The sequence below is a fragment of the Azospirillum oryzae genome (assembly GCF_008364795.1).
GTDB lineage: Bacteria > Pseudomonadota > Alphaproteobacteria > Azospirillales > Azospirillaceae > Azospirillum > Azospirillum oryzae.
The window spans coordinates 46,486-65,692 of sequence record NZ_VTTM01000003.1 but is presented as its reverse complement, the minus strand read 5'-3'; the positions used below and the strand labels follow the sequence as shown (position 1 = coordinate 65,692).

The 19,207-nt window shown below is 67.7% G+C and carries 18 protein-coding genes, 1 tRNA gene and 1 riboswitch; of the genes, 8 read left to right on the top strand and 11 right to left on the bottom strand.

Annotated elements, in window-relative coordinates:
• Positions 1-4: 4 nt before the first annotated feature.
• Positions 5-1,249, bottom strand: coding sequence for an efflux RND transporter periplasmic adaptor subunit (locus FZ938_RS11780; protein WP_246457320.1), 1,245 nt, complete (start codon positions 1,247-1,249; stop codon positions 5-7).
• A gap of 6 nt (positions 1,250-1,255) precedes the next feature.
• The gene (locus FZ938_RS11775) at positions 1,256-1,945 is read right to left on the bottom strand and encodes a TetR/AcrR family transcriptional regulator (RefSeq protein ID WP_149198692.1); all 690 of its coding nucleotides are present in this window, start codon (positions 1,943-1,945) and stop codon (positions 1,256-1,258) included.
• Positions 1,946-2,206: 261 nt separating this feature from the next.
• Here FZ938_RS11775 and FZ938_RS11770 point away from each other — a divergent pair, with 261 nt between their 5' ends.
• The 3 genes from FZ938_RS11770 (at position 2,207) to FZ938_RS11760 (ending at position 5,578) form a co-directional block, all read left to right on the top strand.
• Positions 2,207-3,394: a urate hydroxylase PuuD gene (locus FZ938_RS11770; RefSeq protein ID WP_149198691.1), complete on the top strand. Its 1,188-nt coding sequence runs from the start codon at positions 2,207-2,209 to the stop codon at positions 3,392-3,394.
• Between the two features lie 35 nt (positions 3,395-3,429).
• A complete protein-coding gene (guaD, locus tag FZ938_RS11765; protein WP_149198690.1) occupies positions 3,430-4,764 on the top strand; it encodes a guanine deaminase in 1,335 nt (444 codons plus the stop codon).
• Between the two features lie 26 nt (positions 4,765-4,790).
• Positions 4,791-4,917: riboswitch (yybP-ykoY riboswitch) on the top strand.
• A gap of 82 nt (positions 4,918-4,999) precedes the next feature.
• Positions 5,000-5,578, top strand: coding sequence for a manganese efflux pump MntP (locus FZ938_RS11760; protein WP_149198689.1), 579 nt, complete (start codon positions 5,000-5,002; stop codon positions 5,576-5,578).
• 72 nt (positions 5,579-5,650) lie between these two features.
• Here FZ938_RS11760 and ahpF read toward each other — a convergent pair whose 3' ends face one another.
• Together ahpF and ahpC are read right to left on the bottom strand one after the other, a co-directional pair.
• The gene (gene ahpF, locus FZ938_RS11755; protein ID WP_149198688.1) at positions 5,651-7,246 is read right to left on the bottom strand and encodes an alkyl hydroperoxide reductase subunit F; all 1,596 of its coding nucleotides are present in this window, start codon (positions 7,244-7,246) and stop codon (positions 5,651-5,653) included.
• 357 nt (positions 7,247-7,603) lie between these two features.
• Entirely contained in the window at positions 7,604-8,167 is a 564-nt protein-coding gene (gene ahpC / locus FZ938_RS11750) for an alkyl hydroperoxide reductase subunit C (RefSeq protein WP_085092243.1), read from the bottom strand.
• A 237-nt stretch (positions 8,168-8,404) separates the two neighbouring features.
• Here ahpC and FZ938_RS11745 point away from each other — a divergent pair, with 237 nt between their 5' ends.
• Both FZ938_RS11745 and FZ938_RS11740 read left to right on the top strand, forming a co-directional pair.
• Positions 8,405-9,316: a hydrogen peroxide-inducible genes activator gene (locus FZ938_RS11745; RefSeq protein ID WP_149198687.1), complete on the top strand. Its 912-nt coding sequence runs from the start codon at positions 8,405-8,407 to the stop codon at positions 9,314-9,316.
• Between the two features lie 116 nt (positions 9,317-9,432).
• The gene (locus tag FZ938_RS11740) at positions 9,433-10,347 is read left to right on the top strand and encodes a prephenate/arogenate dehydrogenase family protein (protein ID WP_149198686.1); all 915 of its coding nucleotides are present in this window, start codon (positions 9,433-9,435) and stop codon (positions 10,345-10,347) included.
• Between the two features lie 25 nt (positions 10,348-10,372).
• On the opposite strand, the gene pobA is transcribed toward FZ938_RS11740, so the two are convergent.
• Complete coding sequence (pobA, locus tag FZ938_RS11735) at positions 10,373-11,572, bottom strand: 4-hydroxybenzoate 3-monooxygenase (RefSeq protein WP_149198685.1); 1,200 nt, start codon at positions 11,570-11,572, stop codon at positions 10,373-10,375.
• A 161-nt stretch (positions 11,573-11,733) separates the two neighbouring features.
• Between pobA and FZ938_RS11730 the strand changes: the two genes are divergently transcribed.
• The 3 genes from FZ938_RS11730 (at position 11,734) to FZ938_RS11720 (ending at position 14,447) form a co-directional block, all read left to right on the top strand.
• On the top strand, positions 11,734-12,717 hold the full coding sequence (locus FZ938_RS11730) for a helix-turn-helix domain-containing protein (RefSeq protein ID WP_149198684.1): 984 nt from the start codon (positions 11,734-11,736) through the stop codon (positions 12,715-12,717).
• Between the two features lie 55 nt (positions 12,718-12,772).
• Positions 12,773-13,615 carry a serine O-acetyltransferase gene (gene cysE, locus FZ938_RS11725; RefSeq protein WP_149198683.1) on the top strand — a complete coding sequence of 281 codons (843 nt, stop codon included), beginning with the start codon at positions 12,773-12,775 and terminating at the stop codon, positions 13,613-13,615.
• A gap of 94 nt (positions 13,616-13,709) precedes the next feature.
• Positions 13,710-14,447 carry a DUF3750 domain-containing protein gene (locus FZ938_RS11720; RefSeq protein ID WP_149198682.1) on the top strand — a complete coding sequence of 246 codons (738 nt, stop codon included), beginning with the start codon at positions 13,710-13,712 and terminating at the stop codon, positions 14,445-14,447.
• 765 nt (positions 14,448-15,212) lie between these two features.
• Here the strand turns inward: FZ938_RS11720 and FZ938_RS11710 are convergent.
• From FZ938_RS11710 to FZ938_RS11685, 6 genes are all read right to left on the bottom strand, one after another.
• Positions 15,213-15,288, bottom strand: a tRNA-Phe gene (locus tag FZ938_RS11710).
• 118 nt (positions 15,289-15,406) lie between these two features.
• A complete protein-coding gene (locus tag FZ938_RS11705; protein ID WP_149198680.1) occupies positions 15,407-15,652 on the bottom strand; it encodes a DNA gyrase inhibitor YacG in 246 nt (81 codons plus the stop codon).
• 28 nt (positions 15,653-15,680) lie between these two features.
• Entirely contained in the window at positions 15,681-16,940 is a 1,260-nt protein-coding gene (locus FZ938_RS11700) for a ribonuclease E/G (protein ID WP_149198679.1), read from the bottom strand.
• Positions 16,937-17,560, bottom strand: coding sequence for a Maf family protein (locus FZ938_RS11695; RefSeq protein WP_149198678.1), 624 nt, complete (start codon positions 17,558-17,560; stop codon positions 16,937-16,939). The genes FZ938_RS11700 and FZ938_RS11695 overlap by 4 nt, the downstream gene beginning before the upstream one ends.
• A 25-nt stretch (positions 17,561-17,585) precedes the next feature.
• Positions 17,586-17,804 (bottom strand): translation initiation factor IF-1, encoded by a 219-nt coding sequence (gene infA, locus FZ938_RS11690; RefSeq protein ID WP_012977999.1) that lies wholly within the window; start codon positions 17,802-17,804, stop codon positions 17,586-17,588.
• Positions 17,805-17,961: 157 nt separating this feature from the next.
• Complete coding sequence (locus tag FZ938_RS11685; protein WP_149198677.1) at positions 17,962-19,146, bottom strand: lysozyme family protein; 1,185 nt, start codon at positions 19,144-19,146, stop codon at positions 17,962-17,964.
• Between the last annotated feature and the right edge of the window lie 61 nt (positions 19,147-19,207).

The following is a 19,207-nucleotide window of genomic DNA, read 5'->3' as shown; positions in this document are numbered from 1 at the left end:
GGCCTCAGTTCTGCGGCAGGGTCTGCGGGGGCGTGAGCGGATTGCTCTGCGCCTCGACGACCGCGGCGCCGTTGTCCAGCTTCAACTGGCCGGACACCACGACGCGGTCGCCGGGGTTCAGGCCGCTGCGGATCTCGACCCGGTTGGCGAGGCGGTCGCCGGTCTTCACCGCCTTGCGCTCCACCACCATCTGCTCCTTGCCGTCCTGGCCCTGCTTCTTCGCGGCGACGAAGACGGAATCGCCGTAGACCGTGTAGTCGACCGCGGTTTCCGGCACCGTCAGCGTGTTGGGCTGCGGCGGCAGGACGACGCGGACGCTGGCGAACATGCCCGGCCGCAGCTGGCGTTCGCGGTTGTCCATGGTCGCCTGCACCTTCACCGCGCGGGTGTCGGCGCTGACCTGCGGTTCGATGGTGGTGATCTTCGCCTCGAAATCGCGGCCGGGCAGGGCATCGACGTTGATCAGCACGCCCTGGCCGACCGACAGCTTCGGCAGCGCCTGCTCCGGCAGGGTGAAGTTGATGTAGAGCTGCGACAGGTCGGTCAGGGTGACGATGGTGGCGCCGGGATTGACGTAGTCGCCGACATTGACCTGCCGGATGCCGAGGTCGCCGTCGAACGGCGCCTTGATCAGCTTCTGCCCGATCAGTGCGCTGGTGCGCTTCATGTTCGCGTTGATCTCGTCGAGCTGCGCCTGATACTGGTCGACGTTGCTCTGGGGCGTGGCCTGGCTGCGGCGCAGGTCGCGGTAGCGCTCCAGGTTCAGCTCGGCCAGACGCGCCTGGGCGCGCTGGGCCAGCAGGTCGGCCTGCTCGGTGGCGTCGTTCAGCTGCACCAGCGGGTCGCCGGCCTTGACGCGGGAACCCGATTCGAAGGGGATGCGGTCGACGCGGCCGGCGACCTCGGGGGCCACCGTGACCTGACGGGCCGCCTGCAGCGTGCCGATGGCCGGCAGATATTTCGGGATGGTCTGCACCGTCGCGTCCGCCAGAGCCACCGGGGTGGGCGGCGGCTTGTTGTTGGCGAAGAAGTCGGCGATGGCCTTGGCGCGGAAGCTGTTGAAGCCGTACAGGGCCGCACCCAGCAGCCCGAGGATCACCAGGGTGATGACGATGCGCAGGGTCAGCCGCCCGCGCGTCACCGGCTTGCGCGGCGGCGTGGAGGGCGGTGGCGGAGGCGTTCCGCGGCCCGGCTCGGACGCCGGGTGGCCGAATGACGTCTCGGTCTTTGGCGAATGGTCCAGGGTCACGATCGGCTACTCCGGTCTCTCGGGTGTGGGGTTGTCGTTCTTGGAGCCGCACTCGCGGGCGGCGATGATGTCGTCACGCAGGCCGAGGCCGCGCAGGATGAACCAGACGGTCTGGCGGGCAAGCTCGGGACGGCCGCAGGGATAGGGCACCACCGTCCCGCCGGACAGGCAGACGGTCGCCATCATTCCGCACAGATGTTCGGCGAGCCAAAGCCCGTTCTCCGCATCGATCGGCCCCGGCGCAAGGTCGCCACAGGCGACGGCTGCGGCGATGGAGGCGGCGAAACAGGGCAGGAAGCGGCTGCGGATGCCCTCATAGACCTGCCGCATGAACTCGCCGTCCTCCAGCAGGCTGATGATCGACAGACGGTGGCGCGCCCGCTCGTCGGGATCGGCCGGCACCTCGATCACGAAATAGTTCACCAGCCCCTGGATCATCTGCACCAGCGTGCCGGTGCCCGGCGGCAGGGCGACCAGCCGCTCATATTCCGGGTCGCCGTCGATGCAGCTGAGGAAGATCGCCTCGTACAGCGAGGCCTTGGACGGGAAATGCTTGAAGATCAGCGCCTCAGACACGCCGGCGGCCTGCGCGATCTCCCGTGTGGTGGTCGCGGCGAAGCCCTTGCGCGCGAACAGCGGCAAGGCGGCGTCGAGGATCGCCCGCTTGCGGGCGCTGCTGTCGAGGCGTGGGGCCATCGGGGCGTTAAATCAGTAGCTTGTGATAAGTGAGTGCTTACTCACCTTCGCTGGCGGAGGTATAGCTTGGGTGCGTCATTCTGTCCATTGGCTTTGGTAGGACCAGGGCGGGTCTCCTGCCCGGCCCCTGACAGCCCTCATGACGGGCGCCGCCATCTTTCGTCATTTTTTGAAGCTGTTGGGACGGACGAATGGTTTTCCGCACCCGCACACTCGCCTTACAGTCAAGCCATCGACCTGACCGGAAGGAGCGTGCGCGCGATGGAGCCCATCCTGTGGGAATGGATCAACGCCCTGGCGCGGTGGCTGCACGTCATCACCGCCATCGCCTGGATCGGATCGTCCTTCTACTTCATCCATCTCGACGCCTCGCTGCGCCGCCGTGCGGGGGCGCCGGCCGGGACGGCGGGGGACGCGTGGCAAATCCATGGCGGCGGCTTCTACCACATGACCAAATACATGGTCGCTCCGCCGCAGTTGCCGGAGGATCTCACCTGGTTCAAGTGGGAGTCCTATGCGACGTGGCTCAGCGGCTTCTTCCTGATGTGCGTGCTGTATTACCGCGGCGCCGACCTGTTCCTGATCGACCAGGACGTGATGGCGCTCAGCCACTGGCAGGCGGTGGCGATCAGCGTCGGCGCGCTGGTGGCGGGCTGGGTCGCCTATGACCTGATGTGCAAGTCGCCGCTGGGCCGCAACGACGGGGCGTTGGCGGTCGCCGGATTCGTGATGCTGGTGGCGACGGCCTGGGGCATGACGAAGATCTTCAGCGGGCGCGGCGCCATGCTGCAGGTCGGCGCCCTGATGGCGACGATGATGGCCTGCAACGTCTTCATGCTGATCATCCCCAACCAGCGCAAGACGGTGGCCGCCATGCTGCGCGGCGAGACGCCGGACCCGTCGCTGGGAAAGAAGGCAAAGCAGCGGTCGTTGCACAACAACTACCTGACCCTGCCGGTCGTCTTCCTGATGCTGTCCAACCATTATCCGCTGGTCAGCTCCACCCGCTACAACTGGGTGATGGTGGCGCTGGTGCTGGTGGTCGGCACGGCGATCCGCCACTTCTTCAACAGCCGCCATGCCGGCAAGCCGACGCCCTGGTGGACCTGGGGAGTCGCCGCCGCCGGCATGCTGGCCTGCGCGTGGCTCAGCACCATGGGGCCGGCCAACGGCGACACGGCTGCGGCCGCGCCGGTCAAGGTCGGCTTCAATCAGGTGGAGGAGATCGTCGTCACCCGCTGCAGCATGTGCCATGCCGCCCAGCCGGTGTGGGAGGGCATCGCCACCCCGCCGCGCGGCGTCGTGCTGGAGGGCGACGGCATCCGCCGCCATGCCGAGCAGATCCGCCTGCAGGCGGGCTTCAGCAGTGCCATGCCCCCCGCCAACATCACCGGAATCACGCCCCAGGAACGCGCGGTGTTGGCGGCGTGGTCGGGGGACATTAAGTAACCGCCCTCACAGATTTTCCATCGAACCGGATACCCATGCCCGATCACCCCATTTCTGCCGCCATCCGTGGGCGCCTGCTCAGCTTCCATCGCGCGCCCGCCGGGCCGGGGGACTTCGACTGTCTGACCTACCATGAGGACGGGCTGCTGCTGGTCGGGGCCGACGGGCGGATTCTGGAGGTTGGTGAGTGGGCCGATCTGCGCGGCCGGGTGCCGGAGGGGGTGACGGTCGACGACCACAGCGGCAAGCTGGTGCTGCCGGGCTTCATCGACACCCACATCCATTTCCCGCAGACCCAGGTGATCGGCTCCTACGGCGCCCAACTGCTCGACTGGCTGGAGAAATACACCTTCATCGAGGAGCAGCGCTTCGCCGACCCGGCCCATGCCGCCGCCAACGCCGCCTTCTTCATGGACGAGCTGCTGCGCAACGGCACGACGACGGCGGTGGTCTACGGCTCGGTCCATCCGCAGTCGGTCGACGCCCTGTTCGCGGAGGCCGAGGCGCGCGGCGCCGGGATGATCGCCGGCAAGGTGATGATGGACCGCCATGCTCCGCCCGCCCTGACCGACACCGCCGACAGCAGCTATCGCGACAGCAAGGATCTGATCGGCCGCTGGCACGGCAAGGGGCGCCAGCGCTATGCCGTGACCCCGCGCTTCGCCATCACCTCGACCGAGGCGCAGCTGGAGGCGGCCGGCGCGCTGCTGCGCGAGCATCCCGGCGTCCATATGCAGACCCATCTGTCGGAGAATACCGACGAGATCGCCGAGGTGCGTCGCCTGTTCCCCGGCGCCCGCGACTACACCGACGTCTATGACCGCTTCGGGCTGCTGGGGCCGACCTCGCTGTTCGGCCACTGCATCCATTTGTCGGAGGCGGAGATGGACCGGCTGTCGGAGAGCGGGTCGGTCGCGGTTTTCTGCCCGACCAGCAACCTGTTCATCGGCAGCGGCCTGTTCGACCTCGACGCATTGTCGAAGCCGACACGGCCGGTGCGCACCGCCATCGCCACCGATGTCGGCGGCGGCACCAGCTATTCCATGCTGCGCACGGCGGCGGAGGCCTACAAGGTCTTGCAACTGCGGCGGCAGAACCTGCCGGCGCTCGCCGCCTTGCACTGGATGACCCGCGGCAATGCCGAGGCGCTGGGCATGGCCGGTGAGATCGGCAGCCTGGAGCCCGGACGCTGGGCCGACCTCGTCGTGCTCGATCCCGCCGCGACACCGGCTATGCGACATCGCATGAGGGCGGTGGATGGCGATCTGGAGGAGGAGCTGTTCATCCAGGTGACGCTGGGCGACGACCGTTCGGTGGCCGCCACCTACCTGCGCGGCCGCAATTCGCACCTGCGGCAATCGGGCGCTTGACCCAAGCCCCTAGTCCTTGTAGGAGTTCCCCCGTCATTGGGGAGTAGCCACCCGCCGGCGTTTGGATTCGGCGGGGTTCGCGTCAACAGACTTGGACGGTTCCGGCCTCCGGCCGCTACCGCCATGGCGCGCACGGCGGCCAGAAGGCCGACCCGGCGAGACCAGTGGATCGGGCATCTCCGCGGCCAGCCGGAGTCCGTCCGATTCCACTGTGTTGTCTGGCCCGGGAATAGCCATGATCGCCACGTCCCTTGCGCTCGCTTTCAGCCTTTCGATGGATAGCTTCGCCGCCGCTCTCGGCCGCGGGGCCTGCTCGCGCCGGTCCGGCCTGCCCGAGGCGGTGCGCGTGGGCGCGGCCTTCGGCGTCTGCCAGTTCGCCATGCCGCTGGTCGGCTGGGGCATCGGCATCGCCTTCGCCAGCCTCGTGGAGTCGGTCGATCACTGGATCGCCTTCGGCCTGTTGCTGGCTGTCGGCGGCGCGATGCTGCGCAATGCCATCATGGACGGCGAGGATGAGGGCGAGGAGGATTGCGGCCCGGTGCGCAGCGTGCGCGCCGAATGGCTGGCCCTGCTGACCACCGCCGTCGCCACCAGCATCGACGCCGCCGCCGTGGGGGCGGGGCTGGCGCTGGTCGACGTGGATATGGTGACGACCTCGGCGCTGATCGGCGTGGTGACCTTCGCGGTGGCCTTCGGCGGCGTGCTGATCGGCAAGGCCGCGGGCAACCATCTGGGCCGCTGGGCGGAAATGGCCGGCGGCGTGGTGCTGATCGGCCTGGGCGCGAAGATCCTGCTGGAGCATACGCTGGGGTGACACAGTCACCTATCCCGCTCCGTGCGGGAGAACCCCCCCTCTCCCCGGGGGGAGAGGGGATTATTTCCGTCCTTACTCCGCCGCGACGGTCTCGCGTACGGCTTCCTCGGCCGGGACCGTGCGGATCAGGTGGTCGAAGGCGGCGAGCGCGGCCTTCGCGCCTTCGCCCATGGCGATGACGATCTGCTTGAACGGCACCGTCGTCGCGTCGCCGGCGGCGAAGACGCCGGGCAGCGAGGTCTGGCCGCGGTTGTCCACCTCGATCTCGCCGCGCGGGGTCAGCGCCAGCGTGCCCTTCAGCCATTCCGTGTTCGGCACCAGCCCGATCTGCACGAAGATGCCTTCCAGCTCCACCCGCTTCAGCTCGCCGCTGTTGCGGTCCTTGTAGGACAGGCCGACGACCTTGTTGCCGTCGCCATGCACCTCGGTGGTCTGGGCCGAGACGACGACGGTGACGTTGGCCAAGCTGTGCAGCTTGCGCTGCAACACCGCGTCGGCGCGCAGCTGGCTGTCGAACTCGATCAGCGTGACGTGCGAGACGATGCCGGCGAGGTCGATGGCCGCCTCGACGCCGGAATTGCCGCCGCCGATCACCGCCACGCGCTTGCCCTTGAACAGCGGACCGTCGCAGTGCGGGCAGTAGGCGACGCCCTTGTTGCGGTATTCCGCCTCGCCCGGAACGTTCATCGAGCGCCAGCGGGCGCCGGTCGACAGCACCACCGTGCGCGACTTCAGCGAGGCGCCGCTGGCCAGCTTCACCTCGATCAGGCCGCCTTCCTGGGTGGCCGGCACCAGGGCGGTGGCGGTCTGCAGGTTCATCACGTCGACCTCATAGTCCTTGACGTGCTGTTCCAGCGCCGCGGCCAGCTTCGGCCCCTCGGTGTGGGAGACCGAAATGAAGTTCTCGATCGCCATGGTGTCGAGCACCTGACCGCCGAACCGCTCGGCCGCCACGCCGGTGCGGATGCCCTTGCGGGCGGCGTAGATGGCGGCCGCGGCACCGGCGGGGCCGCCGCCGATCACCAGCACCTCGAACGGGGCCTTGGCCTTGATCTTCTCGGCGGCGCGGGCGACGGCGCCGGTGTCCAGCTTGGCGACGATCTGCGCCACGTCCATCCGGCCCTGGGCGAAGGGCTCGCCGTTCAGGAAGACGGTGGGGACGGCCATCACCTGACGCTGCTCGACCTCCTGCTGGAACAGCGCGCCGTCGATGGCGACATGCTTGATCCGCGGGTTCAGCGCGCTCATCAGGTTCAGGGCCTGGACCACGTCCGGGCAGTTCTGGCAGGACAGCGAGAAATAGGTCTCGAAGCGGAAATCGCCGTCCAGGTTGCGGATCTGCTCCAGCAGTTCCTCGGACTCCTTCGACGGATGGCCGCCGACCTGCAGCAGGGCCAGAACCAGCGAGTTGAACTCGTGACCCATCGGCAGGCCGGCGAAGGTGACGCCGATGTCGGTGCCATCGCGCTTGATGGCGAAGGAGGGCCGGCGCTCGTCGTCGCCGTTGCGGTCCAGCGTGATCTTGTCGGACAGCGAGGCGATGTCTTCCAGCAGGCCGAGCATCTCCTGCGACTTCGCCCCGCCGTCCAGCGACGCCACCAGCGTGATCGGGTTGGTGATGCGCTCCAGATAGGCCTTCAACTGCGTCTTCAGATTGGCGTCCAGCATGGCTTTCGTTCCCAACGTCTCGTGTCCGGGGCGGATCGCCTGCGCATTGTCGCGGCGATCCGGGCGGCGGTCTGGTTTTGAAACAGTGAAACTGTCCGGAACGTCATCGTCCTCCCCGCGCAGGCGGGGATCCAGGCTCGGAAAGGGCTGCGTCAAAACGCGCGCCTGGGTGCCCGCCTTCGCGGGGATGGGGAAACCGATGACGGACCCTGATGGCGGGGAGGCTTTGAAAGCCGGCCCGCAAAAACCTGCCTTGCGGCCATTCCGGCCGATCAAGGGTACTCGTTTTCAAACCCGCCGGAGCGGGGTGGGAGCCGGCCGAAACCGGCCCCCGATCCGTGGGATTCCGAAGAACCCTTAGATCTTGCCGACGAGGTCGAGCGACGGGGCGAGGGTCTTCTCGCCTTCCTGCCACTTGGCCGGGCAGACCTCGCCCGGGTGGGCGGCGACGTACTGGACGGCCTTGATCTTGCGGAGCAGCTCCTTGGCGTCACGGCCGACGCCGCCGGCGGTGATCTCGACGATCTGGATCTTGCCGTCCGGATCGACGACGAAGGTGCCGCGGTCGGCCAGACCGACTTCCTCGATCAGGACCTCGAAGTTGCGGCTGATCGCCAGCGTCGGGTCGCCGATCATGGTGTAGTTGATCTTGCCGATGGCCGGCGAGGTGTCGTGCCAGGCCTTGTGGCAGAAGTGGGTGTCGGTCGAGACGCTGTAGATCTCGACGCCCAGCTTCTGGAATTCGGCGTAATTGTCGGCCAGGTCTTCCAGCTCCGTCGGGCAGACGAAGGTGAAATCGGCCGGATAGAAGAACACGACCGACCACTTGCCCTTCAGGTCGGCGTCGGTCACGTCGATGAACTTGCCGTTCTTAAAAGCGGTCGCCTTGAAGGGCTTAATCTCGCTGTTGATCAAGGACATTTGTGTTCTCCGATGAGGTGCGATGAATGGTTGTCGCCTCGATCTCCGGCCGGGGGCCGTGACATGCCCGACTTAGTGCGGCGCACCGGGTCGAACAAGAGGGCCTGCCTTGTGGCCAGGGGTCGGGGCGATGTTCCCGTGTCCCGTTGACCCGTGGAGGAATACGGGAAATCTGTTATCAAGAGAAGTAGAAAATACCAATTGGATTGATCGATTAAACCGATTACATAACCGGGCATGAAACCGCTCCCCACCCTGCGCCAGCTCCGCTATCTCGTCGCCGTCGTCGACCGCTGCCATTTCGGGCAGGCGGCGGAGGCCTGCCTCGTCAGCCAGTCGACGCTCAGCGCCGGCCTTCAGGAGCTTGAGGATCTGCTGGGCGCCACGCTGGTGGAGCGCACGCGGCGATCCGTGCTGCCGACCCCGCTCGGCCGCGAGATCGCGGAGCGGGCGCGGCAGCTGCTGAAGGGCGCCGAGGAACTGGTGGACATCACCCGCTCGGCCGCCGACCCGATGTCGGGCGCGCTCCATCTGGGGGTGATCCCGACCATCGGCCCCTTCCTGATCCCCCGCGTGATGCCGGCCCTGCGCGAGGCCTTTCCACGCCTGCGGCTCTATCTGCGCGAGGATCAGACGGCGCGGCTGCTGGATCAGTTGAACGCCGGCAAGCTGGATGCGGCGCTGCTGGCCTTGCCCTATCCGATGGGCGATCTGGAGACGGAGGACATCGCGGAGGACCGCTTCTCCTTCGTCTGCCCCACCGGCCACCGGCTGAGCGCCGGCGATCCGGCCGAGCCGGTGACGGTCCCGTCGGAGGATCTGCTGCTGCTGGAGGACGGGCACTGCCTGCGCGACCATGCCATGGCCGCCTGCGCGCTGGACGCCACGCCGCACAACACCGCCTTCGAGGGCACCAGCCTGCACACGCTGGTGCAGATGGTGGCGAACGGGCTGGGGGTGACGCTGCTGCCGCAGATGGCGGTCGATTCGGGCATCCTGCGCGGGCTGGATCTGGCGGTGCGCCCGCTGGCCGGCGGCCGGCCGGGGCGGCGGATCGCGCTGGCCTGGCGCCGCACGTCCGGCCGGAAGGAGACCTTCCAGCGGCTGGCCGAAGCGCTCCGGGCGGAGATGACGCGAAAGGACGGCTGAGGACGACGGCTTGGGGGTGGGCCGCGCTCAAAGTATCGCTTGGTCCGGCGGGCGCGAGGTGGTTTAAACGGGACGGTTTTTCGCCCGTTCACTCCGCTTTCGGGACACCCTGCGTCATGTCCACCGCCAGCACCGATACCACTTCCGCCCCTGGTCCCCTGTTCGACCGCGTCGCCATCATCGGCATCGGTCTGATCGGCTCGTCCCTGGCACGGGCGCTGGCGGAGTATGGGATCGCGCGGCAGGTCGTCTGCGCCGACCGCAGCGCCGAGGCCTGCGCCAAGGCGCTGGAACTGGGCATCGTGGCGGAGGCCTCCACCGATCCGGCAACCGCACTCGCCGGTGCCGATCTGGTGATTCTCTCGACTCCGGTCGGTAGCTATGCCGCGGTCGCCGAGGCCATCGGGCCGCTGCTGAAACGCGGGACCATCGTCACCGACGTCGGTTCGGTCAAGCAGGCGGCCCTGCGCGACATCGGGCCGCATCTGCCGGACGGCGTTCACCTGATCCCCGGACACCCGGTGGCGGGCACCGAGCATTCGGGACCGGAGGCCGGCTTCGCCACCCTGTTCCAGGGCCGCTGGTGCATCCTGACCCCGCCGACCGGCAGCGACCGCCATGCGCTGGAGCGGGTGACGGAGCTTTGGCGCCGCGTCGGCTCAACCGTGGAGATCATGGAAGCGAGCCACCATGACCGTGTTCTGGCCATCACCTCGCACCTGCCGCACCTGATCGCCTACACCATCGTCGGCACCGCGTCGGATCTGGAGGAGGACACCAAGTCCGAGGTCATCAAGTTTTCCGCCGGCGGCTTCCGCGACTTCACCCGCATCGCCGCCAGCGATCCGGTGATGTGGCGCGACGTGTTCCTGAACAACCGCGAGGCGGTGCTGGAAATTCTCCAGCGTTTCACCGAGGATCTGACGGCACTGCAGCGCGCCATCCGCTGGGGCGAGGGGCAGCAGCTGCAGGACCACTTCACCAAGACCCGCGCCGTGCGCCGGGGCATCATCGACGCCAAGCAGGCGTGAAGGGGCAGGGCCGGCCAGCGGTTCTTCACTCCATCGGCAGGCCCACATAATTTTCCGCCAGCGCCGTCATGGCGGCGCGGGAGTGGACCAGATAGTCCAGCTCGGCCAGATGCACGCGCTGCTCGAAGGGCGACTCCGCCTCGTTCCGGTGCAGCATGGTGGTCATGGACCAGGAGAAGCGCTCCGCCTTCCAGATCCGGCGCAGGCAGGTGGCGCTGTAGCCGTCCAGCCCCTCGGTTGTGCCGGATTTGTAGTAGGCGGCCAGGGCGCGGGACAGCACTGCCACATCGGCGACCGCGAGGTTCAGGCCCTTGGCGCCGGTCGGCGGCACGATGTGGGCGGCGTCGCCGGCGATGAACAGCCGGCCATGCCGCATCGGGTCGCAGACGAAGCTGCGCATGGCGATGATGCCCTTCTGGAAGATCGATCCCTCCGTCAACGTCCAGCCGCTGTCGTCCTCCAACCGGCGGTGCAGTTCGGACCAGATGCGGTCGTCGGACCAGTTGGCGATGTCGTCCTTGGGATCGACCTGGATGTAGAGCCGTTGCACCTCCGGCGAGCGGGTGCTGAGCAGGGCGAAGCCGCGCTCGTGGTTGGCGTAGATCAGTTCGGGATGCGACGGCGGCGCCTCGGTCAGGATGCCGAGCCAGCCGAAGGGATAGACCATCTGGTATTCGGTGCGCGTGGCGGCCGGGATCGCCTGCCTGCTCGGCCCGTGGAAGCCGTCGCAGCCGGCGACGAAATCGCAGCGTAGTTCCTCCAGCGGTCCGTCCGCGCCGCGGCGGAACTGTACGTGCGGCGTCTTGCCCTCCAGGTCGTGGAACTGCACGTCGGACACGCCGAACAGGATGGTGCCGCCATCCTCCAGCCGGGCGGAGACGAGGTCGCGGATCACCTCGTGCTGGGCATAGACGGTGACGCGCTTGCCGCCGGTCAGTTCCGCCATGTCGATGTGGTGGCTGCGGCGGTCGAAGCGCAGTGTGATGCCGGAATGGAAATGGGCCTCGCGCATCATGCGGTCGCCAAGCCCCATGTCGTTCATCAGGTCGACCACCCACTGCTCCAGCACCCCGGCGCGGATGGTGCCCTCGATCTCCTCGCGGCTGCGGTGTTCCAGGATCACCGATTCGATGCCCTGGCGATGCAGCAGATGGGACAGGAACAGGCCGGCCGGGCCGGCGCCGACGATGGCGACCTGGGTGCGTGTGGATTTTGTCGGATGCATGTCTCTCGCCCTCCTTCGGGACCGGCGGCAGGCGCGCGTTTGCTGATTGTTGTGCGCGCCAATCATTGGTGCTCATGCTATTCCCGGGAGCGGAGGGCCGGACATAGACGAACCGGCGAAAGACTTGTACTTTTCATCGCAAGCCTGCCGGAGCCCGTGCGATGTCCGCCCACACTGCCCATTCCGGCCACAGCGCCGAACCTATTCCCCGCTATTGGCTGTATGGCGAACCGCCGGCGCTGCCGGAACTGCGCTTCGTCCATATCGAGACGATTCCGGAGCGGATGCGCTTGTACAATTGGGAGGTCCGCCCCCACCGCCATGACGGGTTGAGCCATGCGCTGCTGGTCACGGACGGCGGCGGGCGGCTGACCGCGGACGGGGTCGAGGTGGCCTTCCGCGCCCCGGCGCTGATCACCGTGCCGGCGCAGGTGGTGCATGGCTTCCGCTTCGATCCCGGCACCGACGGCCATGTGCTGACCATGTCGGAGGGGTTCCTGGCCGGTGTGCTGGCCGCCGCACCGGAAGCGGAACTGGCGCCGGCCCTGCCGCTGGCCTGGGATCTGGGGGCCGGATCGGACGAAGCGGCGGCACTCGACCGCTGTTTCGCCGAGATCAGGCGGGAGTTCCGCGCCCACCACATTGGCCGGGTCAGCGCGATTTCGGCGCAGGTGATGCTTCTGCTGGTCGCCACCGCGCGGCTGGCGGCCGACCGGCGGCACGACGAGGCCGGGCGCGACGGGCAGGGGGTGTCGCCCGATTTGCGGCTGCTCGCCCGGTTGCGGCCGATGATCGACGAGCGGTTCAGCCAGCATTGGCCGGTGGAGCGCTATGCCGCGGCATTGGGCGTTACGGCAGGCCGGCTGAACGCCGCCTGCCGCCGGGTCACCGGCCTGTCGACCCTGCGACTGGTCCATGCCCGGCTGATGCTGGAGGCCCGCCGTTCGCTGATCTACACCAGCCACGGTATGGCGGAGATCGGCTATGCCCTGGGCTTCGAGGACCCGGCCTATTTCTCGCGCTTCTTCACCAAGCGCGAAGGGCGGTCGCCGCAGGCTTTCCGCCGGGCGCATGGTGATGGCGGAATGGGAAGCAGCCTTGACGGCAATGGCCTTGACCGGAATGGGGGCGGCTCACCACAGTAACGGACTTGCGCCCCTCGGCCTGGAGGCGGGGCGGTCCGGATTTGGGAAGAGGGTGATGGCGATGGACAGCCTGGACGTCATGATGCGGGAGGCGGCCGAGACGGTCGAACAGTCGCTGTGGCGCCGCCTGCGCGCCGACGCCGCCCGCGTGGCGGAGGAGGAAAGCGGCCTCTCCCCCTTCCTGTACGACGCGGTGTTGGCGCGCGACGGCTTCGACCCGGCGCTGGCCGCCCTGCTGGTGCGAAAGCTGGCCGACCGCGCCATGCCGGAGGACCGGCTGGCCGCCGTGGTGCGCGATGCCATGGAGGCTGACCCGGCCATCGTCGAGGCCGCTGCCGCCGACCTCGCGGCCATCCTGGCGCGCGATCCGGCCGCCGACGGCTGTCTGACGCCCTTCCTCTATTTCAAGGGCTACCATGCCCTGCAATGGCACCGCGTCGCCCATTGGCTGTGGCGGGGCGGCCGCCACGACCTCGCCCATTTCCTGCAAAGCCGGGTGTCGGAGGCCTTCGCCGTCGACATCCACCCGGCGGTGCCGGTCGGGCGCGGCGTGTTCATCGACCATGGCACCGGCGTGGTGATCGGCGAGACGGCGGTGATCGGCAACGACGTGTCGATCCTGCAGAACGTCACGCTCGGCGGCACCGGCAAGGAGCATGGCGACCGCCATCCCAAGGTGCGCGACGGCGTGCTGCTGTCGGCCGGGGCCAAGGTGCTGGGCAACATCACCATCGGCGCCCATGCCAAGGTCGGCGCCGGCAGCGTCGTGCTGAAGGACGTTCCCGGCTGCGCCACCGTAGCCGGCGTGCCCGCCAAGGTCGTCGGCTGGTGCCGCGACGAGCCGGCGCCGGCCCTGACCATGGACCAGAGCCTGCAACAGGGCGATTACAGCATCTGAGCGGCGTCTTCCGCGCTGTGTCCCTCCGCTGTCACCGGAAATCCGCCGTCGCAATGACTACATGGAGGGCGGGCGGTAATAGGGCGCGAGGGCCGTGAGGGTGTTGCTGGCATTTCTGTTGACGCTGGTCCTGCTGCTGGCCGGGCCGGTGTTCCTGCTTGCCTCCGGCGCGGTGCCGACGGCTGTCGACTGGAGCCGCATCGACCGCAGCCCGGTGGGCCTTGCCCCCGACGCGGCGGCGACGCCGGAGGCGGTGGTCCAGGTCTATGCCGCCCGTGTCCTGTCCTGGCGCGGCGCCTTCGGCGTCCATCCGTGGTTCGCGGTGAAGCCGGCCGGCGCCCGCAGCTATACGGTCTACGAGGTGATCGGCTGGCGCGCCTATCGCGGCCTGTCGGTGGTCTCCGTCAGCAACCGCGACCCCGACGGCCGCTGGTTCGGCGCCCAACCCTCCTTGCTCGGCGAGTTGCGCGGCCCTGCCGCCGCAGCCGCCATCCCCAAGATCGCCAAGGCCGCCGCCAGCTATCCCCATGCCGGCGAATATCGCGTCTGGCCCGGCCCCAACAGCAACACCTTCGCCGCCTGGGTCGCCCGCGCCGTACCGGAACTGCGGCTCGACCTGCCGGCGACCGCGCTGGGCAAGGATTACCTGGGCCGTGGCGTGTTCGCGCGGGCGCCGAGCGGCACCGGCTGGCAGATCAGCCTGTTCGGCGTCGCCGGCCTGCTGCTGGCGTGGGAGGAGGGGCTGGAGGTCAACCTGCTGGGGCTGACCATCGGCATCGACCCGCTGGACCTTGCAGTGAAACTGCCGGGGATCGGAAGAATGGGGTGGTGAGAGTAGGCTACCTCACGCACCTTGTAAGGTGAAACCACATATCGGCGGCAAATTGACTGAAGAATACAAAGGCTTATTATAAATCATAAGCAAATGAAATTATTTAATTTGCTGAAGTATAGATCAGCTTAAAGCACTATTGGCAGATAAGGTGTGTCTGAGGTAACTATGAAATCGTTCGCTTACATATAACGAGCATATTCTGAAATATGGTTAAAAGCATACGTTGGTATGAGGTTTTATCAGCTCTGACGGTGTGCAGGATCGCAACCTAAAAAAATTTAGGGGTACACCATTGACGTCATAACCACTACTTTCTATCTGGTCATTGCGGCCACGTTTGCCGTGATTTTTCTTATTCCAGGAGAATTAAATGACTAAACTTCCCCCGGGCTCAAACAGCGGCAAGAATGGAGGCATTTATCAGGAAGTCGGTCCGCGCGGTGGGCCAAAAGATAACTATGCTACCGTGCCTGATAATACTCGTTTGCCTCCCACCACTCAGCCGGGGAGAACTTGGGTGCCAATTACGCGCACTCCAGATAGCACCCGTAAAGATTGATAAGGGTAATTTCTTTAAGTAGCGGGGCAGATGTATTAAAGTGCCATCCGCCTTGCTTCTTAACACACGTGCGAATTAAGTTTAATGCATGTGTTCAGCATACAATATTTTCATCGCGATTAAATTTATTAATCTTTGGATTATTGGTTAGAAGGGCTTGCCTAACCGCACCATCCAACCCGCTGATTTTAAAGGAGGGAGGATGGTGCCCAGGGACGGAGTCGAACCGCCGACACGGGGATTTTCAGTCCCCTGCTCTACCAACTGAGCTACCTGGGCATCTCGGCGCCGCTTGGTGGGTGACCGTTTCGGTCGGTGCGGCGCGTCGTGTGGGGCGCTTTTTAGAGGGGTTCGGACGGGCTGTCCAGAGGAAAATTCAAAAAAATTTAGACCCGTCTCACAGTTCCTCATCGGGGTCGGATCCGCCGGGCGCGGCAGGGGTTTCCGGGCTCTCGATGCGGTAGACGCCGCCCAGCCAGCGCGACAAATCCACGTCGGCGCAACGCTTGGAACAGAAGGGGCGGGTGGCCGGTTCGGTCGGGCGGCCGCAGATCGGGCAGTTGGTGCCCGCCTTGGCGCCGGCATGAGGCTGGCCATGGGCTTGGGAGCGCTGCGGAGCGCCGGGGGTTTGGGGATCGGACAAGGATGGCCTCCGTAACGGATAACAGCGGTCAGGGCCGCAGCAGGGCTGCCAGCGGCGTGCCGCGGCGGGCGCGGGTCAGTTCGACCAGGCCCAGTTTGGACATGCCGTAAACTTGGGTCTGCACCGGGTCGCTTTCCACCGCCTGCGACAGTGCGGCCAACACACGCTCGGCATCGCCGCGGCTGCGCATGTTGACGAAATCCACCACCACGATGCCGCCGATATTGCGCAGGCGAAGCTGGCGGGCGATCTCCGCCGCGGCGTCGAGGTTGACGTCCAGTGGGTTGCCGCGCTCCCCGGCATTCACGTCGACCACCGTCAGCGCCTCCGTCCGCTCGATCACCAGCGAACCGCCGAGCGGCAGCGGCACCCGGACGTCGAGAAGTTCCGCAATCGCGGAGTCGAGGTCGCGCAGGTCGAACAGGCGCTGGGCGTCCCCATGGGCGTCTGTATGAGCGCTCAGGCGCGGCAGCAGGTCGGGGGCGTGGCGGTCGCACCAGTCGCGCAAGGCCGACAGCAGCGGCCCGTCGCCCATCTTGATTTGACCGGCCGGCGCCGGGTCGTCGACCAGGATGGCGGCGGGGGCGGCAGCCCCCTGTTCGATCAGGGCGCGGGTGGGGGCGTCGGGGCCGGGATGCAGCAGGCGCGGGGCGGAGCCAGCGCGGGCGTCGTCGCGGATGGCGCGCCATTGCAGGTGCAGCGCTTCCGATTCGGCGGCCAGAAGGTCATCGGCGACCTGGGCGGCGCCGGCTCGCACGATCCAGCCGGCGCCGGTGGCGAGCTGTTCGATGCGGCGGGCCAGCGCGGCACGCTCCGGACCGGTGCCGAGGCGCTTCGACACGGCGATGTCGCGGCCGAGCGGCGCGTGCACCAGGAAACGGCCGGGCAGGGTGATGTCCATCGTCAGCGACGGACCCTTCGACCCGACTGCGTCGGCCTTCACCTGCACAATCACCGGCTGGCCGGTGCGCAGCAGCGCGCCGATGGGGGCCGGCTTGGCGCCCGGACGATTGGAGCGCGGTTGCGGGGAATCGTCGTCGAGGACGGGACGGCGCACGTCGGCGGCCGGCAGCAGGCCGGACAGGCCGCCCCCCAAGCTATTTCCCAAATCGACGAATGCGCCGTTCAGGCCGGTGGCGATGCGCTCCACCCGGCCCAGGATGATGGCGCCTAGCAGCGACGGGCGGTCGGCGTGGTCGATGTGCAGGTCGGTCAGGCGGCCGTCGGCCAGCACCGCCGCCCGCGTCAGCGGGCCGTCGCGGTCGACCAGCAGCTCAAGCCTGCTCATGGCGCGGGAGGTGTCGGGGGAGGAAGCGGGAAGCCGGCGCCGTGCAGCATGCCGGCGACCTCGTGCAGGGACAGCCCGACGACGTTGCTGTAGGAGCCGCCGATCCAGCGCACCAGCGCCCCCGCCCGGCCCTGGATGGCATAGCCGCCGGCCTTGCCCTTCCATTCGCCGGACGCGATGTAGGCGTCGGTTTCCGCCCGGTCGAGCACCTTGAAGGTGACGTCGGTGCGGACCAGCCGGTCGATTCGGCGATGGCCTTCCGTCCCTGGAATCAGCAGGACGATACCGCCGATCACCCGGTGCCGGCGGCCGGACAGCAGGGACAGGCAGCGTCGCGCCTCCTCCTCCCGTTCGGCCTTGGGCAGGATGCGGCGGCCACAGGCGACCACGGTGTCGGCGGCGAGAATCCAAGAATCGGGGTGGCGCGCGGCGACGCACGACGCCTTCTCCGCCGCCAGACGCAGGGCGTGCTGGGGCGGGAGTTCGTCGCGCTGCGGCGTTTCGTCGAGATCGGCGGGATCGACGGCGTCGGGCACGATGCCGATCTGGCGCAAAAGGTCGAGCCGGCGGGGCGAGGCCGAAGCCAGCACCAGCCGGGGCGCCTTGGACGGGATCGTCACGGGGAACCGCGATGCAGCAAGGATGCTACTTGAACCGGAAGGTGATGCGGCCCTTGGTCAGGTCGTACGGCGTCATTTCCACATTGACGCGGTCGCCCGCCAGGACGCGAATCCGGTTCTTACGCATCTTGCCGGAGGTGTGCGCCAGAACCTCGTGATCGTTGTCGAGCTTCACCCGGAACATCGCGTTCGGAAGCAATTCGACGACGGTCCCGGAAAACTCGATCAGATCTTCCTTTGCCATAGGCCCTTATGTCCGTCCTAAAAGTTTCGCGGCAATAACTGACCTTCCAAGGCCGCCGGGTCAAGGGGGATTCCCACCGCCGATGCGTTCGGCCGCAGCCATCCGCGCGGGGCAGCCCCGCGTTGTGTGGCGAAAATACCCTGTAACCCCTGCCGCGTCAGACCGACTGATAGGGGTTGAGCGGCGATGCACCGCCTTCTTCCAGGCGGCGCGGCTGTTCCAGCGCCTTGCCGATCGCCGCGAACATCTCGCGCTGGTCGATCTCCATGCGGCGGGTCAGCCGGCTCACCGTTTCCGCCGCGGTAAGGGCACGGCCGGTGGAGCGGTCGTGGAACAGGTTGTGATTCGCCTTCGCCGCGCTGGGCAACAGGTCGGCGGCGACGGCGCCGGGGCTCGATTCGGCGGCGCGAATCAGCTTCGCCGCCCCGCCGGAGCCCAGAACATAGGCCATGCGGCTCTCCGATTCGCTGGCGGGACGGCCCAGCCGGTTCTCCAGCGCCTCGCGCCCTTCGGCCAGATAGCGGGCGGCCATGCCGGCCGACAGGTCGACGTCGTGACGCAGTTCCAGGATCTGGCGGCGGATCGCCGGATCCTTGACGCTGGACACGCCGTTGCGGACCTGGATGTGCGAGGCCAACTCACCCTGGCCATAGGCGGCACCATGGCGGCGGAACAGGTCGAGCCATGTCGATTCGAGGAACTGGAACGGGCCGGCGGCGGAACTGCGGCTGTTCCTGGCGCCGGGGTCCAGCCCGCTTTCCTGGGTGGCCTGGGCGAGGATCGCGGTGAAGCTGTGGCCCGACAGGCCGGCGACCTGCTGCGAAGCGATCAGCACCCGCGTGGCGGTCGGATCATCGGAGTTCACCGCCTTGACCGTCTCCGCCACCTTCTTCGAACTTGGGGTCGGACCCTGCGCCGGGGCCGGCACCGCCGGCTTCAGCCCGGGCAGGGGCGCGCGTGGTGGAGCGGCCTCGCCGTCCGCCGGCGCGGAGTCCGCCAGCAGGACCGGCGCCTCCGGCTTGACGGTCGGGAGCGGTACCGCTGTGCCGTCGGCCAGACGGATGGGCGTGACCGGCTTGGCCGCCGGAAACGGGACCTGGGTGCCGTCGGCCAGCAGGATCGGGGCCGGCGGCTTGGCGGACGGCAGGGGCGGCGCCTTCTGGCCGTCCTGGAGCAGGCCGTTGGCGGGGCGGCCGACGGGCAAGGCGGCTCTGCCGGGCCGGTTGGTCTGGACCAGCGCATCACGGAAGGACGACTCGCCGCCGGCGCCATCGGCCAGCGACGGGGGACTATCGGGCTTGCGCTCCGGAACGGGGGCGAGAGGGGGCTGCGCAACCTTCATGGTACACACTTCGCTGCAGACCGGCCGAGCCTGCCGGGAGGGGTGCAGCCACTATAGCACC